8 protein-coding genes are annotated in these 11,781 nt (G+C 38.5%); 7 read left to right on the top strand and 1 reads right to left on the bottom strand.

Annotated features, from left to right (window positions below):
* Nucleotides 1–42: 42 nt before the first annotated feature.
* Nucleotides 43–423: a RidA family protein gene (locus BM043_RS07400; RefSeq protein ID WP_092790316.1), complete on the top strand. Its 381-nt coding sequence runs from the start codon at nucleotides 43–45 to the stop codon at nucleotides 421–423.
* 13 nt (nucleotides 424–436) lie between these two features.
* Here BM043_RS07400 and BM043_RS07395 read toward each other — a convergent pair whose 3' ends face one another.
* Nucleotides 437–856, bottom strand: coding sequence for a DUF2867 domain-containing protein (locus BM043_RS07395; RefSeq protein WP_092790314.1), 420 nt, complete (start codon nucleotides 854–856; stop codon nucleotides 437–439).
* 90 nt (nucleotides 857–946) lie between these two features.
* Here BM043_RS07395 and BM043_RS07390 point away from each other — a divergent pair, with 90 nt between their 5' ends.
* The 6 genes from BM043_RS07390 to BM043_RS19695 all read left to right on the top strand — a co-directional run bounded on the left by BM043_RS07390 (nucleotide 947) and on the right by BM043_RS19695 (nucleotide 11,781).
* On the top strand, nucleotides 947–1,432 hold the full coding sequence (locus BM043_RS07390) for a hypothetical protein (RefSeq protein ID WP_092790312.1): 486 nt from the start codon (nucleotides 947–949) through the stop codon (nucleotides 1,430–1,432).
* Between the two features lie 77 nt (nucleotides 1,433–1,509).
* On the top strand, nucleotides 1,510–2,910 hold the full coding sequence (gene fumC, locus BM043_RS07385) for a class II fumarate hydratase (RefSeq protein WP_092790309.1): 1,401 nt from the start codon (nucleotides 1,510–1,512) through the stop codon (nucleotides 2,908–2,910).
* A 616-nt stretch (nucleotides 2,911–3,526) separates the two neighbouring features.
* Nucleotides 3,527–5,935 (top strand): AAA family ATPase, encoded by a 2,409-nt coding sequence (locus tag BM043_RS07375; protein ID WP_092790305.1) that lies wholly within the window; start codon nucleotides 3,527–3,529, stop codon nucleotides 5,933–5,935.
* A 10-nt stretch (nucleotides 5,936–5,945) separates the two neighbouring features.
* A complete protein-coding gene (locus tag BM043_RS07370) occupies nucleotides 5,946–7,916 on the top strand; it encodes a type I restriction-modification system subunit M (RefSeq protein ID WP_092790303.1) in 1,971 nt (656 codons plus the stop codon).
* The gene (locus BM043_RS07365) at nucleotides 7,913–9,190 is read left to right on the top strand and encodes a restriction endonuclease subunit S (protein ID WP_092790301.1); all 1,278 of its coding nucleotides are present in this window, start codon (nucleotides 7,913–7,915) and stop codon (nucleotides 9,188–9,190) included. Before BM043_RS07370 ends, BM043_RS07365 begins: the two co-directional genes overlap by 4 nt.
* Nucleotides 9,187–11,781: an McrB family protein gene (locus BM043_RS19695; protein ID WP_245752982.1), complete on the top strand. Its 2,595-nt coding sequence runs from the start codon at nucleotides 9,187–9,189 to the stop codon at nucleotides 11,779–11,781. Before BM043_RS07365 ends, BM043_RS19695 begins: the two co-directional genes overlap by 4 nt.

The following is an 11,781-nucleotide window of genomic DNA, read 5'->3' as shown; positions in this document are numbered from 1 at the left end:
TCTCATCAGTTACCTTTGTATCTCTAAAAATTATCAACATCAATGGCTAATTCTATTATTTATACCTCAGAAGCTCCTGCTCCGATCGGGCCGTATTCCCAAGCGGTTTTGGCGGGAAATACCCTTTATGTTTCCGGTCAGATTCCTTTGGATCCCGATACAGGTGAACTGATCAATGAAAACATTACAGAGGAAACCCACGCGGTGATGAAAAATCTCGAAGCCGTCCTTCGCAAAGCAGGATTCCAGTTTTCTGATGTGGTCAAATGCACCATTTTCATCAAATCCATGAACCAGTTCGGCACCATCAACGAGGCCTATGGACAGTATTTCAAAAGCAATCCCCCAGCCCGGGAGACCGTCGAGGTCAGCCGATTGCCCAAAGATGTCAATGTGGAAATCTCCTGCATTGCTGTAAAATAATTTTTCAGCCTGCTCATTTGCCTTTGGCGATAGTTTGGCCCAAGTGCCAAAAAATCAGGCGATGGGCAGGCTGCATTCCATACCAATATACTTTTCCCCAGTTTCCTGCTGGATAAAATTGAATTCGTTGGATCAGCTGGTTTCCTTCGATTCTCCATTCTAAAAACACTTTGCCAGGCAATTTCATTTCAGCTTCAAGTTGAACGTAAAAAGGCTGCTTTTTTCTTTCTTTTAACCTCCAAAAATCCAGTGCTTCTCCCGGCTTTAGCTCTCCAAGCGTTTTTTCTCCTTTCCGAAAACCCACTCCACCCAAAAGCTTGTCCAGCCTGCCTCGAATTTTCCAAAGCCAGGTAGCCGCATACCAGCCATTTCTTCCGCCGATCTCCAAAATTCGATTTTGAACTTGAGCAGCGTTCTCGATTGGAAAAAGCATTTCTTCTATGATCGGCCTAGTATTCAAGGGAAAAGGAGTTAATTTCGTTACCCTATTCAAACAGACCTTGATCCCAATAGTTACTAATCCGTGAATCTTTTGCCATTCTATAGCGAAACGCTGGTCAGTGCCTTATCCAAAACAGAGGTATTGGACCAGCTGTCCAGAAAAACCCGGGAGGTGAATTTTCTCGATAAGCGAAGTCACCTCGAAGATTCACTGATTTTCAACGGCTATGTGGGCAAAAGCAGTTTCCGTATCTCCAAAGTCATCCCAAAAAGTGACACCTTTCTTCCCTTGATTTTGGGCAAAGTGGAGGATACCGCCCGGGGTTCGATCTTATTTCTAACCTATCGCTTGTTTCCCGGGGCCTTGTTTTTCATTCTGTTTTGGTCCATTGTCTTACTTGGCTTTTCCTTGTTTTATTTTCTTTTGGTCAAAAATCCACTGTATGGCGGAATATGTGCCGGATTGGCCGTAGTCAACTATGCCTTGGCCTTATTTTTTTTTCAAAGGCAGGTCAAATCCTCCCGGGCCAAATTTCACGAATTGATCAATCTCCAAATGAAGGATTAAGTCATTCCTTTTTAGGGAAAAATACCTTTTGGGATTAATTTAGCGCTCGCAAAAATCAAACAATAAAATCCAATACCATGAATATACGCATCGAAAAAGACACCATGGGACCGGTGGAGGTTCCTGCTGACAAATACTGGGGCGCTCAAACGCAGCGATCCATCAATAATTTTAAAATCGGCGGCGAAAAAAACCGCATGCCTATCGAGATTATTAGGGCATTTGCCATTCTAAAAAAAGCCGCCGCCCAAACCAATGCGGAGCTGGGGGTGCTTTCGCAGGAAAAAGCGGATATCATTTCTACGGTTTGTGATGAAATCTTAGAGGGAAAACACGATGATCAATTTCCGCTGGTCGTTTGGCAGACCGGTTCGGGTACCCAATCCAACATGAACTCCAACGAAGTCATCGCCTATCGCGCTCACGTGTTGATGGGAGGTTCGCTGGAGGATGAAAAGAAAAAAATCCATCCCAACGACGACGTCAATAAATCCCAATCCTCCAACGATACCTATCCCACAGCCATGCACATCGCGGCTTACAAAATGGTAGTGGAGACGACGATTCCGGGAATCCAAAAACTACGGGACACACTGGATGCCAAGGCAAAAGCCTTCAAAGATGTCGTCAAAATCGGTCGAACCCACTTTATGGATGCGACGCCATTGACATTGGGTCAGGAATTTAGCGGCTACGTGGCCCAACTTGACCATGGCTTGAGAGCGATCAAAAATACGCTAACTCACCTTTCTGAACTTGCACTCGGCGGAACGGCAGTTGGTACTGGACTAAATACGCCAAAGGGCTATTCGGAATTGGTGGCTAAGAAAATCGCCGAATTCTCCGGGCAACCTTTTGTCACGGCGCCAAACAAATTCGAAGCCTTGGCCGCACATGACGGCATGGTCGAAGCACATGGAGCCTTGAAACAAGTTGCTGTTTCCCTGATGAAAATCGCCAATGATATTCGGATGCTTTCTTCCGGTCCGCGCTCTGGAATCGGAGAGATCTTAATTCCCGAAAATGAGCCCGGCTCCTCGATTATGCCCGGCAAAGTCAACCCAACGCAGGTGGAAGCGATAACCATGGTCTCAGCTCAAGTGATGGGGAATGACGTAGCCATCTCCATCGGCGGATCCAACGGACATTTTGAACTCAATGTCTTCAAACCGATGATCGCAGCCAACTTCCTACAATCTGCCCGATTGATTGGAGATGCCTGCGTGTCCTTCAATGACAACTGTGCGATCGGCATCGAGCCGAATACCCCGATGATTCAACGACATTTGGAAAATTCATTGATGCTCGTGACGGCTTTGAATCCGCATATCGGCTATGAAAATGCCGCTGCGATTGCCAAGAAAGCCCATAAGGAAGGTTCTAGCTTACGGGAAGCAGCGATTGGGTTGGGATTGTTGACCTCAGAGCAGTTTGACGAGTGGGTCAAGCCTGAGGATATGATCGGGGGTTTGAAGTAAGAGAAGCATCTGTATTTAATGATTTTTCCCTTAGACTTTGACGACTTGAGTTCGGGGACGAACCTGAAAAGCCTTTCCAGCAATGGGAGGGCTTTTTTTGTTCAAAAGGATGGACATGTTGGATCGAAAACCCCACGGCTAACATCCTTTACTTCAAGCCTATCAGAAAAGAGGCAATGAGGGTAGTCCTATCCGCAAAATGTAGAAAACCATCAAACGACAGCAAAAGTCTGAAAAATAGTAGATTTTCCATTTGGTTTATAGTTTTTTAGTTTGAAATGCTTTAATTGACAATCAAAAGAAGGAACGCGAGAATATCTCGATGAAAGATTGGAGATTTTCTCTGGACTAGAGAAAATTAATAAAAGGTAAGAAAGGTGCGTTTATCCCCCGTATTTGGTTGGATAAGTGCCAAAAAAGTGCGTTAAAAAGAAAGTTATCGCTCAGTGTAAAAAGACAGACAAACAACAATATGACAATGAAATTTTTGCTGCATAAAGACAATAAAGAAAATGCCACCGCACAAATGGCACATTTGGTTTTGCCCGACACAAAAGCCAACGCTTCGCAAAACCAAAAGAGCCATTTTTTGCCAACGCACTGAACCAGACAGACAATGATTAAAAAGATTAAAGAAATTAAGAAACTGGGTATTTATGATTCCTATCAGTGGAAATGTTCCAAAGAGTTCAATAGACACAATATTTGTTTTGGATTCAACGGAAGCGGGAAATCCACTTTATCAAACTTATTTAATCTCGTTGCAAGCAATAAAATATTTACACAAGAACAGAAAGACGAGTTATTCAAAGACCTCAAAACTTCTGACAATGATTCATCAGTTAAGTTCAAAGATGACCTGACCTATCCTGTAAGACCTAATCAGGAAAATTTAAGGGTATATGTTTTCAATTCAAATTTTATTGCAAGTCATGTTTATGATGGCACGGTGGGAAAAATGACGAAATTCAATGTTGCTGAAACTATTCTTGAAGACCCTACCATAAAGCAAATAAATGCAGATATTGATACAAAAACCAAGGAAAAGGAAAGCAAAGAGGCCGACAATAAAGAAATTGAAGACAAATTCAAGGAACTAAAAACAGCTTACAATTTAGTTTACAGAGAGCATTTTCCAAACCGACAATTACGATCCGGTAATACAATTCCGGCAATTACAGAATTGACCTCCAATACAAAAGAGGAAATTGAAAGCTCAATTGCTCAGAAAATTGCAGAGTATAAACTAAGCGAAAAGCAGGCAGAGCTGGAAAGTGACATTTCGGAAATTTCGAAATTAGAATTTAAAAAAATCGAAATTGACCTTGTAGAACTCTCTAGCTTGTTAGAACAGTCAGCAAAAGAGAATGCGACCGACAAACTCAAGGACAAAATACAGCTCTACCAAGAGGAAATAGGTGAAGTAAATAGCAATAAAATTGAGCCTTGGTTTAAACTTGGCGAATCATTACTTACTATATCCAAAGAGAAAGACCAAAGTATTTGCCCTTTGTGTAAAACCGACCTGTCTAACACAATTGATTCATTGGTAGATGAATTTGCCGATTACTTTGATAAAAGTTATTTGGATTTTATTGAAAAAATAAAGATTCAGAAAGAGCGTATTGATTCCACTATTTTATCGCTAAAGACCACACAAACAAATTCTGCTGCTATACAAGCCTATGGTATTAAATACAACAAATTCATAGAAATAAAATTTCCTGAACTCGATAAAGTTGAAATAGAAACTGATTTAAAGGAGTTGCTTACCAGCATTATAGAAAAACAAAGCAATTCGAGTAAAAAAATAATTATTAAAGTTGAGCCAATCCAAAAGCTAATTGATACTTACAATCAAAACATTGATAAGCTAAACAGCTTTAAGAACAATGCAGTAACGGATTTGCGAAACCAGAAAATTGACCCGACCAAAATTGACGGAGAAATACGAGCTCTTTATACCCAACTTATTTACAAAGAACTTAACGGCACAGCAGAGGAAAACAGAATTGAAAACTTTCATACTGCCACTTCTGCAATTTCAGACATTGCAACTTCCATTAGCGAATTAACCGATCAGAAAATACAACGGTTGAAGGAACTGAAAATGGAGGCTAAAAAGGTTGGTGAGTACCTTGAAAAACTTGGAATAACCCACTTTACGATTGACTTAAGAGAAGGAGAAGAACAAAACAACATCCTGATTAAATACAAAGGTTTTGATGAGACAAAAAAGAGACTTAGAAACACACTAAGCGAAGGTGAAAAAACTGCTTTGGCTTTTGCCTACTTTATGAGCAAGGTAACCACAGAGGTAACAAATAAAGGGCAAACTATTATTGTAATTGACGACCCGATTTCTAGCTTAGACGACAACAGACTTTATAGCACTGCTTTTTTAATTCATGAAGAATTCAAAGATTACAAGCAGCTCTTTGTGCTAAGCCACAACATGCTGTTTTTAAAATACCTAAATCCATTTTTCAAATCAAAAAATGAAAAGGCAACTTTTCTAATAAGTAAAGGGGAAATTGACGACTTGCCAGCATCAATGGAAAACTTTCAGAGCCCATATTTCTATATGCTTGAGAACATTATCAATTTTAGAGATAAAGCTGAACCGGACTATGAAGATGCTAGAAAGTACTTACCCAATTTTGTTCGTAGAGTTTTAGAAACATTTTTCAGTTTTAAGTATGCTCAACTTGCGAATAATCGTGGGCAAACACCTGGTTTGCCCGATTTTATTGATTCTGTAATTGATTACGATTCTTTGGATGATAAAACGATTGGCTCAATCTCAAAAACTACACTTAAAAACAAACTAGCAAGCATTAACAAGGTTTGCGACAATTTCTCCCATGGTAACATGCAGCAGCTTGATGAATGCAATTTTATACCAGACGAAACTTTAAAAGAAATTGCCAAGGATACCTTAGATATTATCAATTTCTTTGATGGCTTGCATTTAAACGGCATTAATGAACTTATAAATCCTGCGGAAGCAGAAGCAACAGCTTAAAATATTGAAGATGACAAACGAAGAGATAAAAAAATTAGAAACTGAATTGTGGGGGGCTGCCGATGAATTGCGTGCCAATTCTAAATTGACAGCAGCCGAATATAAAGATCCTGTTCTGGGTTTGATTCTATTGCGTTATGCGCAAAATAAGTTTGAAGAAGCTAAAGAGCAGATTGAAGAAACCTTGGCTATAAATCCAAGGACTGGTAAGAAAAGAGACCTAACAAAAGATGATTTAATTGGTGCAGGTGCTATGTATTTGCAAGCTGAATCACAATACGAACATTTAGCAAACTTGCCTGAAAGTGCAGATATCGCAGAGGCGGTAAACAATGCCATGCAATTGATAGAAGCGGATTACAAAGATTTGCAAGGCATTTTGCCTAAAAACTATCAGGAATTTGATGCTGACTTATTGCGTTCACTGATTCGTGTTTTTAATAAAGATGCCGTAAAAAATATTACAGGCGATGTATTCGGGAGGATTTACGAGTTCTTCCTGATGAAATTCTCAATGAGCGGTGCAGGTGCGCAGGAAGGAGGCGAATTCTTTACTCCACCTTCATTGGTGCAACTAATTGTAAACTTTATTGAACCCGACCATGGAATTATTCATGACCCTGCTTGTGGTTCGGGTGGTATGTTTGTGCAAACTGGACATTTTATAAAAAACAACACCAACAAACAGGTAAACGAAGCCATTACAGTTTACGGTACGGAATTAAAATCGAATAACGTTCGCTTGGCAAAAATGAACCTTGCTATTCATGGGATTGAAGGTAAAATAATTGAGAACAATAGTTTTTATAGTAACCCTCACGACCTAACAGGCAAATGTGATTTTGTAATGGCTAATCCGCCATTCAATGTGAAGAAGATTGACAAAAATAAAGACTATGTAAAAACAGATCCACGTTTACCCTTTGGAGTGCCCAATGCCGACAATGGAAACTACATGTGGATTCAGTACTTTAATTCGTATCTAAATGAAAAAGGACGTGCCGGATTTGTTATGGCAAGTTCTGCCACTGATGCCGGAAACTCAGAAAAGTTAATTCGTGAGAAACTGATTGCCACTAAAACTGTGGATGTCATTGTTTCAGTGGGTAATAACTTCTTTTACACCCGCTCCTTACCGTGCCACTTATGGTTTTTTGATAAAGGGAAACCAGTGGAAAACAAAGATAAAATCCTGATGCTTGATGCTAGAAACACGTATCGTGTTGTTAGTTCAACAATTAACGACTTTTCTGATGGACAATTGCTGAACCTCACAACCATAGTTCAATTGTATAGAGGAAATACGGAAGCTATTTCACAAGCCGAACAAGCGCATAAGCAAGCATTAAAAGAGCAATTTGAAATTGTAAACGGGCATTATGTTGTGCTTGCAAAAGAATTGAAGCAGCTTTCGATTGATTTGAAAAATGAGGACATCATCATTCCTGAAAAGATTGATTATAGCATCAGTGATAACCCACAAGTAGCAAAAGAGGTTTTTAAATCCTTCGAGAAACCTGCTCCCAAGGTTTCTGAATTAATTGCTTCATTAGAGAAAGAGATCACAAAAATCACGGCACAAGTTGAGCGTGAAGAAATTGACAAGAAAACGGCTACTGCCAAAATGAAGCCATTCAAAGACCAATTGAACAAAGTCAATAAACCTTTGAAAGCTTATCAAACAGTTGTTGCCGAATTTTTAAAAGAACTCAAACAACGTATAGGCGATTGGAAAAAGCTTTTAGAATATTTCCCCGAAAACAAATATGTAGATGTCGAAGGTCTTTGTAAAATTGTTGATTCAGAAGAAATTGAAGAGAACGATTATTCACTTACGCCTGGTCGCTATGTTGGTTATAGCATAATCATTGATGAAGATTTTGATTACAAAACTAGGATGACTGAAATTCAATCTGAACTAAATAATTTAAATAACAAAGCTTCCGATTTGATGAATCAAATTCAAATCTTAGAACTATGATGGAAGATTGGAAAGAGCATAAGTTTAGTGAAATAGCTGATTTTCCCCCTAAAATTAAGATGGAAAAGGGAAAAGAATACCCGTTTGTTTTGATGGATGAAGTTGATGCTGGATTTAAATATGTAAGGGCTTCATTTACTAAAATCTACGATGGAAGCGGTGCTAAATTTGAAAATGGCGATACTTTATTTGCCCGTATTACGCCTAGTCTAGAAAATGGGAAGATTGCACAAATAAAGGATATTGATAGACCTGCTTTTGGTTCAACGGAATTTTTTGTTTTTAGAGGTAAAAAAAACGTAAGTGATTGTGATTTTATCTATTACTTATCCAAGACAGATTGGTTCAGACAAAACGCAATCAATAGCTTTGTTGGAGCTTCTGGTAGACAAAGAGCAGATGCGAAATTTGTAGGTAAAACGATTCTAAAGGTTCCCCCACTCCACATCCAACAAAAAATCGCCAAAATCCTTTCTTCCTACGATGATCTGATTGAAACTAATTTACAACGCATTAAGCTGTTGGATGAATTGGCTCAGAATACCTTCAATGAAATGTATTCTGCCAACAAAGAATTTGAAGAAGTTAATTTGGGTTCGTTAATCGGTCACGAAATTGGTGGTGGTTGGGGCAATGATGAATTAACAGACGAATTTAATAAACCTGCTTATGTAATCAGAGGAACCGATATTGATGAGTTGCCGAATGGTAAGCTTGAAAAAGTGCCTTTCCGCTATCATAAGAAATCCAATCTGGCATCGCGCAAATTGCAAGATGGAGATATCATTTTTGAAGTTTCTGGAGGGAGCAGCTACGAAGGCGTTGCGAAAACGCTCTTGGTTACAGAAGAACTTCTAAAGCAATTTGACAATGCTGTAATGCCTGCCAGTTTCTGCAAATTGGCTCGCCCGGGTAAAAGAGAATATTCAAGCTTTTTATTTCTGTTCCTACGCTTTCTCCGAAACATCAGAGGAACGGAAGTCTTTGAAATTAGAAGTGCCAGCAATATTGTAAACTACAACTGGACAGCATTTTTGAAATTTCAAAAAGTTAAAAAACCAAGCGATGATGTTTTAGAAAAATTCAACGCCATAGTTGAACCCATCTACAAGCAGATATACATCTTAGGAAATCAAAATCAATATCTAAAAGAAGCCCGAGATATTCTATTGCCAAGGCTAATGACTGGAATGATAGATGTGAGCGAAATCAATACTGAGTTATCGATGGCAGCTGAGGATGGGGTTGAATATGGAAAAGTGGAAAATATATGAATCAGCAAGAAATAGAACATATCATCCAGCAACCACACTTTCAGAAAATAATTCAGGAAGCGGATTTTTACTTCTTAAAAGGTCAACAAGCACTCAATAAGTGGTTGGAGCTGGAAGTATCTGATCAAATGAGGGAAGATTTGATTCGCCTTTCTTCGGATTACAACCAGTTTCTCGAAATTACAGAAATCAACCCTGAAATTGATAAAATAAAGGATTTGCTTTTTGAAATCATTGCCTATTGTGACAATCGAGCCAAGGACAAATCAAAATACAATCAATACGATGATGATAGAATATTAGCTGATGCGAGTGTTCGCATGGGTAATTGGGTAGAGGGCTTGGTTAAATTCAAATTTAAACATGCTGAGATAACAGGGAAATCAATAATTAACGCGTTCAGCTATCTTTTAAGCCCTCAGGACAATTGCACAATTTTAAGTGAGAATCACCGCCAAATGGTGAGCGTAAATTTATTAAAGCAGGAATATTCAGCAAGTACCTTCATAAATGAACTTAAATCATTTTTTAGCAAATATGAATTAAAGCCGCTCAATCCGGATAATTACACATATTTGATTTCTTCTCTTGTGTATTCCTTTAGACAAGAGTGGGTTGAAGAAGTTATAGGATTAATGGCATCTGATGGAACAGGTTGGCAAGAAGATGCAACCTATTTAGAACCATCATTTGAGGGTTTAATCCTTTGGAACAGTAAAAAACCAAGCGGTGGTCAAAAAACACTGAATTTTTTAAAGGATAAAATAAAGGAGGGACAATCTTTTCCACTATACTACAGCAGTAAGGGTCAAGTAGATTACAAGGCAAACATTATTGATTTTGCCATTAGTCAAAAAGAATTATCCGAAAAGAATTGGGAGACCAAAAGTGTTAAGCACTTTCATTCCAAATTTGAAGATTATAAAGATGATAAGAAAAAGGCCTACATTATTTTTCTAGCAGAATCTATTGAGAAAATTTCACCAAAGCCAATAACAGATTTCAAATTTTTCGGCAAGTTTTCAAAGCCGACACAAGACAACCTTTCACCTATCAAAGAAATTGAAAACGATGAGGTCGTAATAAAAACTGAATTAACAATGACAAAAAAATACTCTAATAAGCCCTTGAACCAAATACTTTTTGGCCCACCGGGAACTGGTAAAACATACCATACCGTTAATGAAGCTCTTCAAATAATTGGTTTGGACTTTTCTGGCTTATCTCGTGCTCAAATCAAACATGAATTTGATAAAAAGTTAAAAGAAGGGCAAATTGTCTTTTCTACATTTCATCAAAGTATGAGTTATGAAGAGTTTATTGAGGGGATAAAGCCGATTGAACCCGAAAAAGAGGGAGAGGAAATTATTTATAGAGTTGAGCCTGGTATTTTTAAAAAGCTAAGCATTGAAGCCGCCTTTGATATCGCCAAGTTTAGAAAGTCAAAAGAAACCGCTGAAGCCTTGGACTTTTCTAACCTTTACGACATGTTCATTGAAGAAGTACAAGAAAAGTTAATCAATGATGAAGAAGTTGAGTTAAAGACAAAATCAGGCGGCACAGTATTGATTGACAGTATTTCACAGCAAGGAAATATAATCATCAAGCACCATAATGGTACCCGATCTTATACGGTTTCTAAGGCAAGGTTAGCAAAATTACAGGCTGCCATTGAAAGCCTAGATAGCGTAAGTAATATAAACGATGAATTTAGAGAGGTAATTGGAGGAAGTAATTCATCCGCCTATTGGTCTGTTTTAAATGCCATAAAAGAAATAACGAAAAGGGTAAACGGTAAAGTAGAAGAAAAGGCATATACATACAGCGACAAAGTTGAGGTAGTTAAAAAAATGACCAAAGAAGATTTCATCACTGTTAAAGGCAAAAACTACGTCCTTATCATTGATGAAATTAATCGTGGTAATGTATCACAAATCTTCGGAGAGTTGATAACGTTGATTGAAGCAGACAAACGACTTGGTAAAGATGAAGCGTTGGAGGTAAGCCTCCCATATAGTAAAGAAAAATTCGGTGTGCCACCGAACCTTTACATCATCGGCACAATGAATACAGCAGACCGTAGTGTAGAAGCTTTGGATACTGCCTTGAGAAGAAGATTTAGCTTCACAGAGATGCCCCCACGCTATGATTTATCGGGTCTTGATTATGAGTTTGCAGGAGTAAAAGGCTTTGAAATTCTGAGAAAAATCAACAGGCGTATTGAAAAGCTTTTGGACAGAGATCACCTTATTGGACACTCTTACTTTCTATTAAACGAAGAAGAGAAAAAGAATCCCGAGCCCAAACTTTTGGATTCTTTCTACCGCAATATCATTCCTCTACTCCAAGAATATTTCTTTGGCGATTATGCTAAAATCGGGGCAGTTTTAGGCAATGGATTCGTTTATATGGAAAATGAAAACGATCAGGCGGACTTTGCTACGGGGTATGAAAATGAAGATTTTGCGGAGAAAGATATTTTTCAAATAATTGATTATCGGTCGGAACAACCCGGCAATCAATACATACAAACTGAGATGAGTTTTGAAATGGCAATCCGTTTATTAATGAACCAGACCTTGACAGATTAA

Origin of the sequence: Algoriphagus hitonicola, from assembly GCF_900113375.1 — a bacterium.
Taxonomy (GTDB): domain Bacteria; phylum Bacteroidota; class Bacteroidia; order Cytophagales; family Cyclobacteriaceae; genus Algoriphagus; species Algoriphagus hitonicola.
Note: the sequence above shows the minus strand (reverse complement) of the source record. Positions and strands in the feature narration are given on the sequence as shown.

Coding starts and splice junctions, on each gene's coding strand:
- BM043_RS07375 (WP_092790305.1), top strand. CDS start 3,527: ATGATTAAAAAGATTAAAGAAATTAAGAAACTGGGTATTTATGATTCC.
- BM043_RS19695 (WP_245752982.1), top strand. CDS start 9,187: ATGAATCAGCAAGAAATAGAACATATCATCCAGCAACCACACTTTCAG.
- BM043_RS07370 (WP_092790303.1), top strand. CDS start 5,946: ATGACAAACGAAGAGATAAAAAAATTAGAAACTGAATTGTGGGGGGCT.
- fumC (WP_092790309.1), top strand. CDS start 1,510: ATGAATATACGCATCGAAAAAGACACCATGGGACCGGTGGAGGTTCCT.
- BM043_RS07395 (WP_092790314.1), bottom strand. CDS start 856: ATGCTTTTTCCAATCGAGAACGCTGCTCAAGTTCAAAATCGAATTTTG.
- BM043_RS07365 (WP_092790301.1), top strand. CDS start 7,913: ATGATGGAAGATTGGAAAGAGCATAAGTTTAGTGAAATAGCTGATTTT.
- BM043_RS07400 (WP_092790316.1), top strand. CDS start 43: ATGGCTAATTCTATTATTTATACCTCAGAAGCTCCTGCTCCGATCGGG.